This is a genomic window from Kaistia defluvii (assembly GCF_040548815.1).
In the GTDB taxonomy this organism is placed as follows: Bacteria; Pseudomonadota; Alphaproteobacteria; order Rhizobiales; family Kaistiaceae; genus Kaistia; species Kaistia defluvii_A.
The window spans coordinates 987,245-1,004,592 of the sequence record NZ_JBEPSM010000001.1 but is presented as its reverse complement, the minus strand read 5'-3'; the positions used below and the strand labels follow the sequence as shown (position 1 = coordinate 1,004,592).

Here is a 17,348-nt window from a genome sequence, read left to right as displayed (position 1 = left end):
CCTCACCGTTCGACCAGCGCGGCGCGCTTGTTGAAATAGCCCATGACTGCGGAAGTGAGGAAGCTGAGGCCGAGATAGAACAGCATCCATATGCTGACGACTTCGACCGCCTGTCCCGTCTGGTTCAGTACGGTGCCGCCGACGGCGACCAGATCCGGATAGGCCACGGCCACGGCCAGCGACGAGTTCTTGGTGAGATTGAGATACTGGTTGGTGAGCGGCGGGATGATGACCCGCATCGCCTGCGGCACCACCACCAGGCGCAGAGTCTGACCCGAGCGAAGCCCGAGCGAGGCGGCTGCCTCGGTCTGGCCCCGGCTAACGGCCTGGATGCCCGATCGCACCACTTCGGCGATATAGGCGGCGGTGTAGAGCGACAGCGAAAGCAGCAGGCCGACGAATTCGGGGATGATCGTCATGCCGGAATCCGGCTGGAAGCCCCGCCGCAGCAAGGGTCCGGTTTCGTTGAATACCGGCACGTTGAAGTGCAGCGGCTGGCCGGCGAAGAAGAAGGCTGCCACGGGAAGGCCGATCAGGATGGCGAGGTTGATCCATCCAACCGGCGGACGATAGCCCGTGGCGCTCTGCCGGGCCGCGCCCCATTTGGCCACGAAGATCATCAACGCGATGGCGATCAGGATGGCGGCGCCGACCATCCAGGCGGTATCGCCCAGCACCAGCTTGGGCACATGCAGGCCGCCAATGTTGATGTGGAAGACACCAAACAGGGACCATTTCTCGCGCATGCCCGGAACGGCGCGCAAGACCATGAAATACCAGAAGAAAAGCTGCAGCAACAGCGGGATGTTGCGCAGGATCTCGACATAGGCGGTCGCGACCCGCGACACGAGCCAGTTGGAAGAGAGCCGCGCGACGCCGACGATGAAACCAATGACGGTCGCCAGGATGATGCCGAGGCCCGAGACGAGGAGCGTGTTCAGCAGGCCGATCAGCAGCGCCCTCCCGTAGGAGGACGATTCTGCGTAGGCGATCAGCTTCTGGACGATGCCGAACCCGGCCGTCCGGTCCAGGAAGCCATAGCCGGCGGCGATGTTCGCCTTCTGCAGGTTGCGCGCGGTGTTGTCGATGATGTCCCAGACCAGCCAGCCCAGGACAAGCACGAAGACGATCTGGAACGCGTAGCCTCGGATCGTCGGATTGTTCAGAAGGGTAGCCATGCGTCCCCCTGCGGACGCCGCGCCTCTATCTGCCAAAACTGTATCCCCTCATCGACCGGAGGAACCGGTCTTTTGTCGGTCCATGCGCACGGTTCGGGTCTTGGCGCCCGTCACCGCTGCGAACCACGGACGGCGAACCGTCCGTGGTCGACTCGATCAAGTCAGCGGATCGGGGGCGCGTACTGGATGCCGCCCTTCGACCAGAGATTATTCAGGCCGCGCGCGATGCCGAGCGGCGTGGAGGGACCGATATTGGCGTCGAAGATCTCGCCGTAATTGCCGACGCCCTTGATGACGTTGTAGGCCCAGTCCGCGGGAAGGCCGATCGGCTCGCCGAAATTGCCCTCGATGCCGAGGAAGCGCTTGATCTCCGGATTGTCGGAGGTCTTCTTCTCGTCGATGTTGGCCTTGGTCAGGCCCAGCTCTTCGGCGTTCAGCAGCGCGAACAGCGTCCACTTTGCCAGCGTGAACCACTTGTCGTCGCCCTGACGAACGGCCGGTCCGAGCGGCTCCTTAGAGATGATCTCCGGCAGGATCATGTGCTCGTCGGGATTGGTCAGCTTGAGGCGCTCGGCATAGAGGCCGGAGGCGTCGGTGGTGTAGGCGTCACAACGGCCGGCCTCATAGGCCTGCAGCACTTCCTCGTTCTTCTCGAACGCCACGACCTCGTAGGGCATGTTGTGCGAGCGGAAATAGTCGGCGAGGTTGAGCTCGGTCGTGGTGCCGGTCTGCGTGCAGACCTTCGCGCCGGAGAGCTCCAGCGCCGACGAGACGCCGAGCGCCTTGCGGACCATGAAGCCCTGGCCGTCATAATAGGTGACACCGACGAACTGCAGGCCGAGCGAGCTGTCGCGCGACATCGTCCAGGTCGTATTGCGGGAAAGCACGTCCACTTCGCCGGACTGCAGCGCGGTGAAGCGCTCCTTGGCGTTGAGCGGCGTGAACTTCACCTTGGTCGGGTCGTTGAAGATGGCGGCCGCCATTGCGCGGCAGAAATCGACGTCGATGCCGCTCCACTCGCCCTTTTCATCCGTGGCGCCGAAACCAATCAAATTGCCGCCATTGGCGCCGCATTGAAGAAAGCCCTTGGCCTTCACGTCTTCAAGCGTGCCTGCCCCGGCACCCGTTGCGCCTGTCAGCGCCATCGCGGCGCCAATCAGAATAGAAGCAATCTTCCTGTTCATCGTGCAGCCTTCTGTTCCCCTGGAATACCCGTCGTTTCAGGCCGATGCAGTATCGTCTCGTTACCGAGATCTTCGACCCAGCCATTCAACATGGATGGATCCTGCAATCTTCCCGATCCATCTGTACCGGGCACAATCTCTTATGAATTGATCCTCGTCCCGCGTGTCGGAACTTGAATTGACCCGTGCATCACATGGCATTATGCCAAGCCGGTCAAGGGGGCGCGGTTCTGCCGACAGACCATTGTTTCAGCAAAGGTTTTAGAAAGAGGCACCAGCGTGGGAACGAAGTTCCCGCCCCCGCCCGCCATTTTCTTCGGAGTCCTGCATGTCCCGCAATGACAAGAACACGTCGATGGAAAAGCCGCTGACGCGCCTGGTGCGCAGCGGGCGGGATCACGACCTGACCGGTCCGTTCGTCAATCCGCCGGTCGTGCATGCGTCGACCGTCCTGTTCGAAACCTCCGACGATATGCTCAGCGGCCAGCAGCGCTACACCTATGGCCGTCGCGGCACGCCGACGATCGAGGCGCTCGAAATGGCGATGACGGAGATGGAGGGCGCCGAAGGGACCGTGCTCTGCCCGTCCGGCCTCTCCGCCGTGTCGACCGCCCTGCTCTCCGTGCTTCGGTCCGGCGATCATCTGCTGATGGCCGACAATGCCTACGACCCCGCCCGGAATTTCGCGCGCAATATGCTGCAGCGCCTGGGCATCGAGACGACCTTCTTCGATCCCAGGATCGGCGCCGAGATCGCCACGCTCTTCAAGCCCAACACCCGCGCGGTCTACCTAGAGAGCCCGGGTTCGCTGACCTTCGAGATTTCCGACATCCCGGCGATCGCGGCCGTGGCGCATGCCCGCGGCGCCTTCGTGCTGGCGGACAACACCTGGGCTACGCCCTATTTCTTCAAGCCGCTCGAACATGGCGTCGATCTCGCGATCCTGGCCGGCACAAAGTATCTCTGCGGCCATTCCGACGTGATGATCGGCACCGTCGCCGCCAATGCCCGCACTCACAAGATGCTCCGGGACACGCATGGCGACATGGGCCTCTGCGTCGGGCCGGACGATATCTACCTGACGCTCCGCGGCATCCGGACGATGGGTGTCCGCCTCGACCGCCAGATGCAATCCGGGCTCACAATCGCCGGCTGGCTCGAAGGCCGGGCCGAGGTCGGCCGGGTGCTGCATCCGGGGCTGCCGTCCGATCCCGGCCACGCGATCTGGAAACGCGACATGACGGGCTCCAGCGGCCTGTTCGGCATCGTCATGAACGATTGGAGCCTCGATAAGGTCAAGGCGTTCCTGGACGGCTTGCGACTGTTCGGACTCGGCTATTCCTGGGGCGGCTTCGAAAGCCTGGCGATCATCGGCCGCCCGAACCGCGCGGCCAGGCCCTGGCCGGTCGAGGACCGGATCATCCGGCTCCAGATCGGACTGGAAGACACGTCCGACCTGATCGCCGATCTGGAAGCGAGCTTCGCGCGCGTCAGCAATCTCAGCTGACAGCGCCGCTCTCGCGGGCCAGCTTCCGCTCGTGCAGGATGAACCAGACGTTGCGGAAATAGATGAACAGGCCGGCCGCCTGTCCGGCGATGAATACCGGATCCTTGCGGTAGATCGCATAGACGAGCAGAAGCGCGCCGCCGAGGATCGAGAAGGTCCAGAAGGCGGCGGGCACGACGCTCTTCTTGGCCCGCTCGCTCGCGATCCACTGCACGACGAAGCGCATCGTGAACAGCGCCTGCGCGACGAAGCCGAGCAGGATCCACACATCGAACTGCTCCACGAAGACGTGGTGCAGCCAGTTTCCAATTGCGCCGAAAAGATTACCGGCCATCGATCGTCACCTCTGTCGGCGCGGGAATATTCTTCCGCCGCCGGATCAACCACCACACACCGAATAGATCGAGAGCGCCGACAAGGCCGCGATCCAGGATGCCGTATTTGGACGTGCCGTGACGGCGGTTGCGGTCGACAACGTCGACATGCGCGACCTTGTAGCCTTCGCGGATCGTCAGGGCCGGCAGATAGCGGTGCCAGCCGTCGAAATAGGGAAACAGCAGGAAGACCTCGCGCCGGATCGCCTTGAGGCCGCAGCCGGAATCGCGCGTGCCATCCTTGAGGATCGCGCCGCGCAGCCGGTTGGCAAAGCGCGAAGCCATCCGCTTGGCGCCGGAATCGGTGCGCTTCAGGCGCTGGCCGGCGACAAGCGCCGTCTGCGGGCCGCCCTGCTCCAGCGCGTCCAGCATCGCCGGCATGAAGTCGGGATTGTTCTGGCCGTCGCCGTCGATCGTCAGGACGACGTCACCGCGCGCGGCGAGCAGGCCGGTGCGGACGGCGGCGCTCTGGCCGCTCGACCGGGTGTCGCGCATCGAGCGCAGCCAGGGCCTGTCGCGCATCAGTTCGCGGATCACGGCCGGCGTCGCATCGGTCGAACCGTCGTCGACGACGATGATCTCGAAACGGCGCCCTGCAAGAGCGGCGGCGATCTCGCCGATCAGCTCCGGCAGGTTTTCCGCTTCGTTCTTGCACGGGATGACCACGGAAACGTCCGGCCGCGTCGTCAACCGGGCGTCCGCGTCATGGTGGGTCAAGACGGTTTCGCCGGGAGCGGGCATCGTCATAGGAACCGTCTCCGATGGATTTGAGCGCCGCGATCCAGATCCGCCGTCCCAGGAGCGCATCCAGAAGCCCGGCAAACAGGATCGCGACACGCGCGGGACTTCCGAAACTGATCCGGATCGCCGCAGTGCGCGCGGTTATAGAGCCGGTCGATCCGCGTGCAAAGCCCCAGCCTGCGGCGGCAAAACGTCCGGCCAGCCAAAGGCTGAACGCATAGCCGAAAATCAGCCCTGCCAGGATGTCGCTTGGATAGTGGGCGGCAACGACCACCCGGCTTGCTGCAATGGAAAGCCCTAGGATCAGAAGGCCCAGGCGCCAGCGCGGAATGACCAGGAAACCGATGGCGATGAGCGCCCCTGCTGTGGTCGCATGGCCGGAGGGGAAGCTCTGGAAGCGATAGGCGAATTCCAGCGGATGCAACGCCAGGGCGCCGTATTCGTCAAAGGTCGGCGGGCGTCCGCGTCCGATCAACTGCTTGGCAATGTTGACGAGAATTCCGGAGCCGGCAATCGCCAGGAAGATGTAGGCGGCAAGCGCACCGATCTCCGCCCAGGCAGCGCGGACCAGCGGCGGCACGATCTTCCAGCGGCCAGACAACAGCACCAGGACCACAATCCCGGCCGGCACCAGTTCCCATTGCGACTTGCCGAAATAGGAAAGCCAATCGCCGATGAAATAGACGACGCGGGGCAAGGCGCGGGCTCGCTCCACCGACAGGCCATCGAAGGCGAGCCCGACGATGGCAATCAGCGCCACGCTGATCACGACCAGCGCGAGGATGTCGGAAATCTGGAAGACCGGCGCGTGGGTGGTCGGGCGCTGCTGCACCCGGCGTGCCCGCTCGGCAATCGCCGCGCAGTTCTCGCGCGGCCAGGACAGCCGCTTCTTCAGGCGGAAAAGCGCTACCTTCACGGCGTAGCGCTCCGGGGGACGAAGACATGCAGGTCGAGCATGCGGCCGCCGTTCAGCGCATAGCCGCGCACGACGCTCGCCTCGTCCACGATCATGCCGAGATCCTCGGCGCGTTCGTTGAAGCTCTGCAATTGACGCTTTTCGACAAAAGCGGCGCGGCAATCGCCGGCCGCGAGGAAGTTGGCGGCGCCGCTGCCTTCGGTCAGCAACGTGTCTGTGCCGGCGAGGAGGACAAGGCTCGGCTCAGCAAAGCCTGCGCTGGCGAAGCGAGGGCTCGGGCACGTCAGGGCGGCATGGCCGGCGCGGGCAAGGTTCTCGCTGATCCGGGTCTGTTGATAGCCCGGCAGCACCATGCCGAAAATGCCGAGATAGGTGATGATCGCAGCCAGGACCGCGACGATACTGCTGGCAATCGGCGACAGGGCGAACAACCGGGCTGAGACGAGCCCGACCAACGTGGCCGCCAGCAGGACGACGATACCGAGGACCGGCACCGCCTCGCCGAGCAGGAACGCGATCACGGCAGCGGCGATGGCGAGGGCGAAGGGAAACAGCGCGGCGCCGGATGCTGCGAAGCGGGCGAACCAGCCTCGGGTCCTGACGCCGCCGCCATCGAGCGCGGCGGCCGTGGCAATCGCCATCAGCGGATAGAGCGGCAGGACATAGTGCGGCAGCTTGGTCGGCGTCGCCTCGACGGCGAGCCAGAAGGGGATCACCGACGCGACGGCATAGAGGATCACGGGTTGCCGGAAGCGGTCCATGATCCAGGATATTCCGGCGCTGAAATAGGCGGCGACCGGCCAGAAGGTGAAGAACATCAGCAGCAGATAGGCGCCGGGTGGGGCGCCGTGCGATTCCTGGACGCTGACGACCTTGCCGATCAGGTCCTTGCCGACGGCCTCCTGGAAGAAGGCGCCCTTGCTGGCGATGCCGATGGCGACGAACCAGGGCGCCACGACGACGAGCATCCAGACCAGGCCCGGCAACGGCGCCAGTTGCTTGAACCAGCGGAAGGAGCCGCCGACGACGGATAGCAGGATGAGCGGACCGGCGATCGCCGCCAGCCCGACGGGACCCTTGATCAGGATCGACGCGCCAAGCGCGGTCCAGAAGATCGCCGCAAGCTTGAGATTGCGCTCCGTCGAGGTGGAGAGCCACGCCCGCGCCAGCGCTCCATGCGCCACGAGGATCGTGGCCAGCAGCACTGCGTCTGTCTTGGCGAGGCGCGCCTCGACGCCGAGCAGCACGGTGGAGGCCATGAGCAGGCCGGCCAGCAGGGCGACGCGTGGTCGCCCGAAGGCCATGGCCAGCCACCAGGTCAGGCAGGCCGCCAGGATCGCGCCGATCATCGACGGCAGGCGATAGACGCCGATCGGCGCGTCCGGCCCCGTTCCCGTCATCCAGACCGCGATCGACTGCAGCCAGTAGATGCCGATCGGCTTCTTGTAGCGGGTCTGCTCCTGCAGCCGGATATCGAGGTAATTGCCGGTCTCGACCATCTGGTGCGTCGCCTGGGCGAAGCGCGGCTCGTCACGGTCGACCGGAGGCAGCGTCGCAAGGCCAGGCAGGAAGGAGAGCAGCGCCACGAGAGCGATCAGGATGAGGCTCGCGGCGGATGAACCGGCGATCCGGTCCACGGCGCTTTCGATTCTCGTGGCGAGGCGCGACCAGATCGCCCCTGTCCCGCCTGCGGTCGCCTCGGCTCTGCTCACGCGCCTACCGTCCCATTCCTGTCCGTGCCCGAAGCGAGCGGGATATAGCGAAGTCCGCGCCGCAGCAACAGCGGCACGCTGCGCCGCGCGGATCCAGCGCATGCGGGCGCGCGGATCCGCCTTGAGAAATCGATCACAGCCCAAACCGATTTGTCGTGCTAACAGACGGACATGGATGAATGGATCGCCCTTGGAATCATCGCCCTGATCGCACTGCCGATCATGGCCATTTCAGCCTTTGTCATGTCGCTCGGCGCACGCCGGCGCATCCGGGCGCTCGAATCACGCCTGCTCCTGCTTGAGCAGCGCCCTCCCGCTGCATTGGCGGCAGCGCCCGCCGAGAGCCCGCCCCTTCCGACCGTTGACATTCTGGAGCCGACGCCTGAGGCGGACGTGGCAGCCCTCTCGCAGGAGGCTGACGAGCCGTCTCCTCCGGAGTTGGTGCAGACGCCCGCGGACGCTGCACCCAAGCCGCCACAGCGGCCGAAGGAAAGCTTCGAGCAGAAGCTTGGCGCGCGCTGGGCCGTCTGGGTCGGCGGCCTGGCGCTGGCGCTCGGTGCGATCTTCCTCGTCCGCTTCTCGATCGAAGCCGGTCTGCTCGGGCCGGGTGTGCGCATCGCCTTCGGCGCGCTGTTCTCGCTCGTCCTGCTGGGCCTTGGCGAATGGCTGCGCCGTTCCGACCGGATCACGGCGATTTCGCGCATCCCGGCCGCCAATGTCCCGGGCATTCTCACGGCAGCCGGCACGGTCGGCCTGTTCGCCACGGTCTATGCCGCCTATGCGCTCTATGGCCTGATCGGGCCGACGGCCGCCTTCATCCTGCTGGCGCTGATCGGCATGGCGACCATGGCCGCCGCCGGCCTGCATGGCGCCTGGCTTTCCGGCCTCGGCCTCGTCGGCTCCTATGTCACGCCGCTGCTGATCTCCAGCGACGCGCCCAACATCCTGGCGCTGATGATCTATCTGGTCGTCGTGACGACGTTCGCCTTCGCGCTGGCCCGGCTGCGCCTCTGGCGCTGGCTGGCGATCGCGGCCAGCATTGCCGCCATCCTATGGGGCTTCGTCATGTTCGGCGCGGGCGCCGGCGCGATCGAAAGCGGCATCTATGCCATCCTCCTGCTCGCCCTCGCCTCGATCTTCCTGGTCGTCGATGTGCAGCGCGACACGACCACCGACCGGCCGGACGGGTTCGCCGTCGGCGTGCTGGCCTGTATCGCGGCCCTGCTCGTCGTCGGCGCGATCGCGCGCGACTATGCCTCGGCAAGCATTGCCGCCAGCCTGATCGGCGGCGCCATGTTGCTGTTGCTGGCACGGCGCTACGACGCGGTCGCCTTCGTTTCGCCGGTCGTCGCAATCGAACTGGTCGCGCTGCTGTTCTTCTGGCCGGCCGCGGCGCAGGCGGCGCTCGAGCCCGTCACCTATATCGTCGATGCGCTCTCGACCTACTTCCCCCTCCCCGACGCGATCCGCATGTTCGGCATCGTCGGCTTGCTGGGATCGGCGGCGCTGATCGCGAGCGCCTTGACGCGGTTGCAGGCGCGACCCGAAGCCGGACCTTTCGCCACCACGGCGCACGCCGCGGCGGCCAGCGCGGGGCCCGTCGTGGTCGCCATCGTAGCCTATCTTCGCATTACCGGCTTTGTCTCCAGCCTCGCCTTCGCCGCCGTCGCGCTGGCTCTGGCTGCCCTCTATGCCGTGCTGACCGAGCGTTTTGCCCGCCGCGAGCGGGACGGATCGGCGCTGGATCAGGTGCCGACCGGCCTGTTCGCCGCCGGCGCCATCGCGGCCATTGCCGCGGCGCTGACCATGGCGCTGGAAGGCGGCATGCTGACGACGGCGCTGGCCCTCGCAGCGCTGGGCGCCGCCTGGGTGCAGTTGCGCCGCCCGATCGGCGTGCTGCGATATGCGGTTGCGGTCCTGGCGCTGCTGGTGCTCGGCCGCATCGCCTGGGACCCCTACATCTTCGGTGTCCGCGCAGGCACCGGCATCTATCTCTCGATCCTGATCGGCTACGGCATCCCTGCCGCCGCCTTCGCCACCGCGTCGGTTCTGCTGCGGCGGGTCCGCGTCGATCGCGCCGTGTTCGCCGCGGAGGCTCTGGCGGTGATCATGACAGCGCTGCTCGTCGTGTTCGAAATCCGCGCCATCGTCTTCGGCGGCGATCTGCTGACGCCGGCAACCGCGCTCAGCGAACAGGGCCTGACGACCGCCGCGGCTTTCGCCTTCGCGCTTGGTCTCTCGCGTCTCGCGCAGAGCCGACCGAGCCCGGTGTTTCGCATCGGTGGAGCGCTGGCCCGCATCTTCGGTTTGCTCAACGCAGTGATCGGGCTCGGCCTCGTGGTCAATCCGCTGTTCACCGGCGATCCCGTCGGTGGCGGACCGGTCTTCAACGAAATCCTGCTCGCCTATGGCCTGCCGGCCGTTCTCGCCGGCCTGGTAGCCTTCCGCACGCCGCCGGCCAGTCTGCGCTGGCTGCAAGGCGCGACCGGCGCCGTGGCGCTGATCCTCGCCTTCGCTGCCGTCACGCTGGAAATCCGATTCCTGTTCTCCGCCTCGCCGGACCTCTCGCGCGATCCGATCGGTTCGGCCGAGTCCTACGCCTATTCCGCGGCTTGGCTGGCGCTCGGCATCCTGCTGCTGGCCTTTGGCCTCGTCTTCCAGCAAAGGGCGGCCCGGTTGGCCTCCGCGCTGCTGATCGTCGTCACCGTGCTGAAGGTCTTCCTGATCGACATGTCGAACCTGGAAGGCGTCTGGCGCGCACTCTCCTTCATGGGGCTTGGCGCGGTGCTGATCGGCATCGGACTCGTCTATCAGCGGCTGCTCTTCGGCGGGTCCGGCGCTTCCAGCCAGCCCGATGAGATCCCGCCGGAAACAGGAACGCCGGCCGACACATAGGGCATTTGCCAGGAACTCCCTTCGCCCCCATCCGTTGAGCTAGCGAAGGGAGAATTTCATGTCCGATCTGAACCGCCCCGTCCTCGCCACGCCGGGACCCGACGTGCCCGATCCGGGTCAGCTCCAGCCGGCGCCCCCGGTGCACGACCCGAGCCCGCAGCCCGACCAGCCTCAGCCCGGACCGGATATTCCTCCGATCCCGCCGCAGGAACTTCCGGGCAATCCCGATGTGCCCAATCCGGCGCCGCCGCAGCCCATGCCGCCAATGCATGATCCGCAGCCTCAGCCCCCGCCGAGCCCGACCCCGCCCGACATCCAGCCGGTGCCGCAGGAATTACCCGGCAATTCGCCGCAGGAAATTCCGATGAACGCTCCGCGCGGCTGATCTGCCTTGACGCACGCACGGCTCGGGGCCATGAAGTCCCCCGAGCCACACATGCGCGCCACAGACACCCAATCCCCCATATTGCTTGTCGGCCCTTCGTGGGTCGGCGACATGGTCATGGCCGCGAGCCTCGTCGCGGCCATCCGCGCGCGATTTCCTGGCCGTGCGGTCGATGTCCTGGCCCCACCGGCGGCCCTCCCCATTGCCACTCTGATCGAAGGCGTCCGCAACGCCATCCCGCTTGGCTTCGGGCACGGTCAGTTCGGGCCGGCCGGCCGCTGGAAGATCGGTCGATCCCTGAAATCAGCAGGCTATGGCACGGCCATCGTGCTGCCCCGCGCCTTCAAGGCGGCCATTGCGCCTTTTGCCGCGCGAATTCCGGAGCGGATCGGCTATGCCGCGGAAGGGCGCAGCATCCTTCTGACCGATGCGCGCAACGACGCAGACCGCAAGACGGCGCGCACCATCGACCGCTTCGTAGCGCTCGCCGGCCCGGCCGGCCAATCGCCGGCGTCTCCGCGTCCCCGCCTGCTGCAGCCGGATGTCGACCTCACTGCCCTCGCCGGCCGCTTTGGCCTGGCCAATGACCGGCCCGTTCTCGGCCTCTGTCCAGGTGCGGAATACGGGCCAGCGAAGCAGTGGCCAGCGGCGAAATTCGCGGCCCTCGCCCAACTCGCCGATGAAGCCGGTTATCGGGTACGCCTGTTCGGCGGCCCCAAGGACAAGACGATCTCCGCCGAAATTGCCCGGCTGGCCGGCGTGCCGGTGGATGATCTCTCCGGCAAGACATCGCTGATCGAAGCCGCTGCGTTGCTCGGCCGCTGCGACGCCGTCGTCTCCAACGATTCGGGCCTGATGCATGTCGCCGGCGCGCTGGACCGGCCGCTTGTCGTCGTTTACGGCTCGAGTTCCGAGGCGATGACGCCGCCGACCGCGCCGAATGCCGAGGTCGTCTCGATCGCGCTCTCCTGCCGGCCCTGCTTCAAGCGCGAATGTCCGCTCGGCACGCTGGCGTGCCTGGAGGGCATTGACGCACAGCGAGTCTTTGCGGCCGTGCAACGTGTGATTGCAGTCGCGCAAGCCGAAGCCGCCGGTTCCATCCACCGCTGACTTGCGCTATCCAACCGCCGACGCGCCGATCCGACGCGGGCTTGAGGGAAATGCCGATGAGCGTGAATTCGAGAAACGGCCGCGACACGATCCTGGTCACCGGCGGCGCGGGCTTCATCGGATCCAACATGGCGCGCGCGCTCGCTGCGGACGGCTGGCGGATCGTCGTATCGGACTGGTTCGGCACCGGCCGCAAATGGCTGAATGTCGCCGATATCCTGCTAGATGACGTCATCCGGCCCGAGGCCACCGTGGCCTGGCTGGAAGACAATCACCGTCGCGTCGAGGCAATCGTGCATATGGGCGCCATTTCGGCGACCACGGAAGCCGATGTCGACCTGATCGTCGAACGCAACATCCGCGCGACGCTCGACCTCTGGGCGCTCTCCACGCGACACGAAATCCGCCTGATCTACGCTTCGTCGGCCGCCACCTATGGCGACGGCAAGGACGGCTTCGTCGATGACGAGACCCCGGAGCATCTGGCCAGGCTCCGACCGCTCAACGCCTATGGCTGGAGCAAGCTCGCCGTCGACCGCCGCATCATGGACGATGTCCGCGCCGGTCGCGCCACGCCGCCGCAATGGGCGGGGCTGAAGTTCTTCAACGTCTACGGCCCGTTCGAGGCGCACAAGGACGACATGCGCTCGGTGATCCACAAGATCTACCCGACCGCCGCCGCCGGCGAGGCGGTGACGCTGTTCCGCTCGCACGACCCCAACTATGTCGATGGCGGCCAGCTGCGCGATTTCGTCCATGTGGCGGATTGCGTCGATGTCGCCCGTTGGCTGATCGGCAGCCCCGGCGTCAGCGGCATCTTCAATGTCGGCACCGGCAAGGCCCGCAGCTTCGCGGATCTCGCTCGCGCCGTGTTCAAGGCCGCCGGCCGCGAACCGGTGATCGACTATGTCGACATGCCGGAGCGCATCCGCAACGCGTACCAGTATTTCACGGAAGCCGACATGACCAAGCTGCGCCGGGCCGGTTACAATGCCGACTTCCGTTCGCTGGAAGACGGCATCCAGAGCTATGTCGGTGACTATCTCGCCAGGGGCATCGCACTTTGAGCGAGGCCCTCCGTCCGGCGGCGTTTCTCGACCGCGACGGCGTCATCAATGTCGATCACGGCTACACCTACAAGCCGGAGGATCTCGTCTTCATCGACGGGGCGCCGGACGCCATCCGACGGCTGAACGAGGCCGGCTATCTGGTCGTCGTCGTCACCAACCAGTCGGGCGTCGCGCGCGGCTATTATTCCGAAGCGGATGTTGCGCGTTTCCACGAGCATATGCTGGCGGAACTGGCCGAGGCCGGGGCGCGGATCGACGCTGTCTACAGCTGCCCCTACCACCCCAAGGGCGTCGTCGCGGAATACCGGGTCGATCATCCCGATCGCAAGCCGAAGCCCGGCATGATCCTGCGCGCGGCGCGGGAGTTGCCGATCGATATCGCCCGCTCGTTCCTGATCGGCGACAAGTCGAGCGACATCGCGGCGGCTACGGCGGCCAATATTTCAGGACATCGCTTCACCGGCGGAGATCTTGACGATTTCGTCGCCGGGGTGCTCCTACAGGCGGATGCGCCCATCCGGGCCAAATAGGATCTTTCGATGCTGGACGAACTGCATTCCGGCCGCGTGGCCGTCATCGGCGATGTCATGGTGGACCGCTACATCACCGGCTCCGTCAGCCGGATCTCTCCGGAAGCGCCCGTGCCGGTGCTGCTGCACGGTAATATCCGCATCGTCGCCGGTGGCGCGGCCAATGTCGCCGCCAATGTCGCGGGACTCGGTGCGGCGGTGACGCTGGTCGGCTATGTCGGCGCGGACGTCGAAGCCGATGAGCTTCGGACCGTGCTCGCCGAATACCCCGCCATCCACCTGAATCACCTTGTTGTCGACAAGACCCGCCCGACCGTGACCAAGACCCGGGTCATGAGCGGCCGCCAGCAGATCGTCCGCATCGACGCCGAGAGCCCCGGCTCGCCAGGCCCCGAGGCAGAGGCCAACCTGATCGCGGCCGGCAAGGCGGCCATCGCCGAAGCCGATATCGTCGTGCTCTCCGACTATGCCAAGGGCGTGCTCTCCGACTGGGTCATCACGTCGCTGATCGCCGAGGCGCGGGCACGCAAGGTGCCGGTGATCGTCGATCCGAAGCGCCGGACCTTCGACATTTATCGCGGCGCGACGCTGGTGACGCCCAACCGCAAGGAACTGTTCGAGGCGACCGGCCTGAACGACGATACCGACGAGGAAGCGGTGCGCGCCGCCGCAGCGGCCGGCCAGCAATTCGATGGCGACGTGCTGGTGACCCGCGCCGAGAAGGGTATGACGCTCTGGCGCCAGACCGGCGCTGTGACGCATGTTCCGACCGAGGCACGCGAGGTGTTCGACGTCTCCGGCGCCGGCGATACGGTGGTTGCCGCGCTCGCCGTGGCGCTCGCCTCCGGGTTGCCGCTCGAAACCAGCGTCGTCACGGCCAATGCCGCCGCCGCGATCGCCGTCAGCAAGCTCGGCACGGCCGTCGTGACGCGCGCCGAGCTGGTCGCGGCCCTCGATCGCACCAGCCATGCCGAGGACCGTGCCGGCGCGCTTGTCTCACGCGCTGATGCGGCCAAGATCGTCGCCCGCTGGCAGGCCCGAGGCTCGCGGGTCGTGTTCACCAATGGCTGCTTCGACCTGCTGCATCCCGGTCACATCGCGCTGATCGAGGCGGCGGCGAAGGAAGGCGACCGGCTGGTCGTGGCCCTCAATACCGATGCCTCGGTCAAGCGCCTGAAGGGTCCGTCGCGGCCGCTGCAGGACGAGCAGGCCCGCGCGCGCGTGATGGGCGCGCTGCGGGCGGTTGACCTCGTGGTCCTGTTCGACGAGGACACGCCGCTCGAGGCCATCCACGCGATCCGGCCAGACGTGCTGGTGAAGGGCGCGGACTATCGCGAGGACCAAGTCGTCGGCGCTGACTTCGTCAAGGCGCGCGGCGGCAAGGTGGTGCTGGCCAATCTGATCGCCGGCCGTTCCACGAGCGCGCTCGTCGCGGCGGCCAAGTCGTGAAAAGCCTCGCCTACGCCAAGGCCTGGGCGACCGAAGCAGCCCTTCCGCTCTGGGCCGAGACCGGCTTCGACCGGCAACGCGGCCTGTTCCACGAACGGCTCGATTTCGAGCGCCGGCCGCTCGCCCTGCCGGCCACCCGGCTGATGGTGCAGGCCCGCCAGATCGCCACCTTTTCGCGCGCCAGCCTCAAGGGCTGGCACAAGGGCGCGGACGAGGCCGTGGTCACGTGTCTCGCCAATGTCGAGCGGCTCTATCACCGTGGCGACGGCCATCCCGGCTGGATCTTTTCGATCGACGCGGACGGCAAGCCGGCGAGCCGGGTGCGCGATCTCTATGCCCATGCCTTCATCGTCTATGCGCTCGCCTGGAGCTATCGCCTGACGGGCGACCCGCATGCGATCCGCCTGGCGGACGAAACGCTCGCCGAGATCGACGTCGTGCTGGCCGCGCCGCATGGCGGATTTCTCGATGCGACGCCCTCGGCCGACCCGACGCGCCGCCAGAACCCGCACATGCACCTACTGGAAGCCGTGCTGGCGCTCTACGAGACGACCGGACGGGCGCGCGACTTCGCCCGTGCCGACGCCCTGGTAAAACTTGCCCTGGAGCGGATGATCGATCCCGAGAGCGGGGCCTTGCTCGAGGACTTCTCGCCCGACTGGAAGCCACTGCTTGCGCGCGGCGAAAACCGCGTCGAACCGGGCCACCAGTTCGAATGGTACTGGCTGCTCGGCGAGTATCGCCGCCTTGGCGGCATCGTGCCGGAATCCGTGACGGACCGGCTGCTGATGTTTGGCCTCGATCACGGCCTGGACCAGTCGACCGGCCTGATCGTCGATGCGGTGACGGACAGCGGCAGCGTTATGATCCCGAGCTTCCGGTCCTGGCCGCATGCCGAGGGTGTCAAGGCACTCGTTACCGCAACTCGCGAAGGCCAGCCCGGCGCGGCGGAGATGGCCGATCATCTGATGGCGAGCCTGCTGACCTTTGCGCCGGATTCACTTGAAGGCGGCTGGATGGACCGGATCGAAGCCGACGGCACCCCGCTGGTCGACCACATGCCGGCGTCGACGCTCTATCATGTGATGGGCGCGCTTTTCGAAGCCGAGGATGCGGCTAACTCAAAGACCGCCGGCTGAGGCGAGGCGCAGCCGCCGAGCCAGGGCCTGCCCGACCCGATCGGCGGTCTGGTCGGCCATGCAGGGCGGTCCCTCGCCAAAGTCCGGCTTGATCCGGCATTGCGTCTGTTCGCAGGGCGCGCAATCGCGCGTCGACACGAACTCTTCGACGTCGGGACCGACCAGCCCGGTAAGGCCGGGATTGGTTGGGCCATAGAGGCCGATCGTCGGGATGCCGAAGGCAGCGGCGAGATGGCCGAGGCCCGTATCGACAGTGACGACGCCGGCTGCATTGGCGATCACCGGAATGAGGCTCTCCAGCCCACCGGCCGGCACCTGTTCGACGTTCGGCAGGCCGGCCGCGATTCTGGCCGCCCGCTCGGTCTCGGTGGCGCCATGCGCGAACAGCTTCACGCCGAGGCCGGCCGCGCCACAATGCTCGGCAACGCCGCGCCAGCCTTCGACCGTCCAGGTCTTGGTGGCCCAGCTGGTGCCGTGGATCAGCACGACGCCGTCGCCGCTGCGCGTCCGGATACCGGTATTGGCGAAATCCGGCACCAGCCCAGCATCCGCCGGGCCTCTCGGCATCGGATAGCCGAGCGACTGCGCGAACAGCTTGCGGATCCGCGTGACCATATGCTCGGTTTCGGGGATGTCGTGGCCGACTTGGTAGAACCAGGTCGCCATGCTCTCGCGCGCGCTGCCCTTGGCGAAGCCGTGGCGTGGCGTGACGCCGGAAAACATCCCGACGAGCGAACTCTTCATTAACCCCTGGGCGTCGATCAGCAGGTCGTAGCCGCCGCCCCGGAGCATGCCGACGGCGTCCTTCATTTCGGCGAAGGTCTCGCGCGGCTTCTTCTTCATCCGGCGAATCGGCAGGGCGATGACGTTGCGCACGGCTGGATGCAGTCTTGCCAGCGGCGCGAACGCCTCGTCGACGACCCAGTCCAGCTCAAGGCCGGGAATGGCGCGCATGGCGTCCGTCACCGCAGGATAGGTGTGGACGACGTCGCCAAGCGACGAGAGTTTGACGAGAAGGACGCGCATCATCACCCTGCGGCCAGATCGGCCTTTCCTAGGCAATGCCGCAATCGCGCCGGCTTCGCAAGCGCGGCGATCGTCGGTTGACCGAGCCCCGCATAATTTTTACCAATAGTGAAACTTCTCGCGGGAGACGAC

General features: G+C 66.5%; 15 protein-coding genes. 8 read left to right on the top strand and 7 right to left on the bottom strand.

Annotation, left to right across the window (positions count from 1 at the left end):
• Positions 1 to 2 precede the first annotated feature (2 nt).
• Both ABIE08_RS04735 and ABIE08_RS04730 read right to left on the bottom strand, forming a co-directional pair.
• A complete protein-coding gene (locus ABIE08_RS04735; protein WP_354549106.1) occupies positions 3 to 1,178 on the bottom strand; it encodes an amino acid ABC transporter permease in 1,176 nt (391 codons plus the stop codon).
• A 161-nt stretch (positions 1,179 to 1,339) separates the two neighbouring features.
• Positions 1,340 to 2,362: an amino acid ABC transporter substrate-binding protein gene (locus ABIE08_RS04730; protein WP_354549104.1), complete on the bottom strand. Its 1,023-nt coding sequence runs from the start codon at positions 2,360 to 2,362 to the stop codon at positions 1,340 to 1,342.
• Between the two features lie 328 nt (positions 2,363 to 2,690).
• Between ABIE08_RS04730 and metC the strand changes: the two genes are divergently transcribed.
• Positions 2,691 to 3,869 carry a cystathionine beta-lyase gene (metC, locus tag ABIE08_RS04725; RefSeq protein ID WP_354549102.1) on the top strand — a complete coding sequence of 393 codons (1,179 nt, stop codon included), beginning with the start codon at positions 2,691 to 2,693 and terminating at the stop codon, positions 3,867 to 3,869.
• Here the strand turns inward: metC and ABIE08_RS04720 are convergent.
• From ABIE08_RS04720 to ABIE08_RS04705, 4 genes are read right to left on the bottom strand one after another with little or no spacing between them, the layout of a single operon-like run.
• The gene (locus tag ABIE08_RS04720) at positions 3,862 to 4,203 is read right to left on the bottom strand and encodes a lipid-A-disaccharide synthase N-terminal domain-containing protein (protein WP_354549101.1); all 342 of its coding nucleotides are present in this window, start codon (positions 4,201 to 4,203) and stop codon (positions 3,862 to 3,864) included. The two genes, metC and ABIE08_RS04720, sit on opposite strands and share 8 nt — an antisense overlap.
• Positions 4,193 to 4,990: a glycosyltransferase family 2 protein gene (locus ABIE08_RS04715; RefSeq protein WP_354549099.1), complete on the bottom strand. Its 798-nt coding sequence runs from the start codon at positions 4,988 to 4,990 to the stop codon at positions 4,193 to 4,195. The genes ABIE08_RS04720 and ABIE08_RS04715 overlap by 11 nt, the downstream gene beginning before the upstream one ends.
• Positions 4,947 to 5,900 carry a phosphatase PAP2 family protein gene (locus ABIE08_RS04710; protein ID WP_354549097.1) on the bottom strand — a complete coding sequence of 318 codons (954 nt, stop codon included), beginning with the start codon at positions 5,898 to 5,900 and terminating at the stop codon, positions 4,947 to 4,949. Before ABIE08_RS04710 ends, ABIE08_RS04715 begins: the two co-directional genes overlap by 44 nt.
• On the bottom strand, positions 5,897 to 7,612 hold the full coding sequence (locus ABIE08_RS04705) for an ArnT family glycosyltransferase (protein WP_354549095.1): 1,716 nt from the start codon (positions 7,610 to 7,612) through the stop codon (positions 5,897 to 5,899). Before ABIE08_RS04705 ends, ABIE08_RS04710 begins: the two co-directional genes overlap by 4 nt.
• 171 nt (positions 7,613 to 7,783) lie before the next feature.
• On the opposite strand from ABIE08_RS04705, the gene ABIE08_RS04700 reads away from it, so the two are divergent.
• The 7 genes from ABIE08_RS04700 to ABIE08_RS04670 are packed head-to-tail and all read left to right on the top strand — an operon-like array spanning position 7,784 to position 16,190.
• Complete coding sequence (locus ABIE08_RS04700) at positions 7,784 to 10,507, top strand: DUF2339 domain-containing protein (protein ID WP_354549094.1); 2,724 nt, start codon at positions 7,784 to 7,786, stop codon at positions 10,505 to 10,507.
• Positions 10,508 to 10,565: 58 nt separating this feature from the next.
• Entirely contained in the window at positions 10,566 to 10,892 is a 327-nt protein-coding gene (locus tag ABIE08_RS04695; protein ID WP_354549092.1) for a hypothetical protein, read from the top strand.
• A 51-nt stretch (positions 10,893 to 10,943) separates the two neighbouring features.
• Positions 10,944 to 12,002: a lipopolysaccharide heptosyltransferase II gene (gene waaF / locus ABIE08_RS04690; protein WP_354549091.1), complete on the top strand. Its 1,059-nt coding sequence runs from the start codon at positions 10,944 to 10,946 to the stop codon at positions 12,000 to 12,002.
• Positions 12,003 to 12,058: 56 nt separating this feature from the next.
• On the top strand, positions 12,059 to 13,069 hold the full coding sequence (gene rfaD, locus ABIE08_RS04685; RefSeq protein ID WP_354549090.1) for an ADP-glyceromanno-heptose 6-epimerase: 1,011 nt from the start codon (positions 12,059 to 12,061) through the stop codon (positions 13,067 to 13,069).
• Positions 13,066 to 13,602, top strand: coding sequence for a D-glycero-alpha-D-manno-heptose-1,7-bisphosphate 7-phosphatase (locus ABIE08_RS04680; protein WP_354549089.1), 537 nt, complete (start codon positions 13,066 to 13,068; stop codon positions 13,600 to 13,602). Before rfaD ends, ABIE08_RS04680 begins: the two co-directional genes overlap by 4 nt.
• A 9-nt stretch (positions 13,603 to 13,611) precedes the next feature.
• Positions 13,612 to 15,051 carry a D-glycero-beta-D-manno-heptose-7-phosphate kinase gene (gene rfaE1, locus ABIE08_RS04675; protein ID WP_354549087.1) on the top strand — a complete coding sequence of 480 codons (1,440 nt, stop codon included), beginning with the start codon at positions 13,612 to 13,614 and terminating at the stop codon, positions 15,049 to 15,051.
• A complete protein-coding gene (locus ABIE08_RS04670) occupies positions 15,048 to 16,190 on the top strand; it encodes an AGE family epimerase/isomerase (RefSeq protein WP_354549086.1) in 1,143 nt (380 codons plus the stop codon). Before rfaE1 ends, ABIE08_RS04670 begins: the two co-directional genes overlap by 4 nt.
• Here ABIE08_RS04670 and waaC read toward each other — a convergent pair.
• Entirely contained in the window at positions 16,173 to 17,216 is a 1,044-nt protein-coding gene (gene waaC / locus ABIE08_RS04665; protein ID WP_354549084.1) for a lipopolysaccharide heptosyltransferase I, read from the bottom strand. The genes ABIE08_RS04670 and waaC overlap by 18 nt on opposite strands.
• Positions 17,217 to 17,348 lie beyond the last annotated feature (132 nt).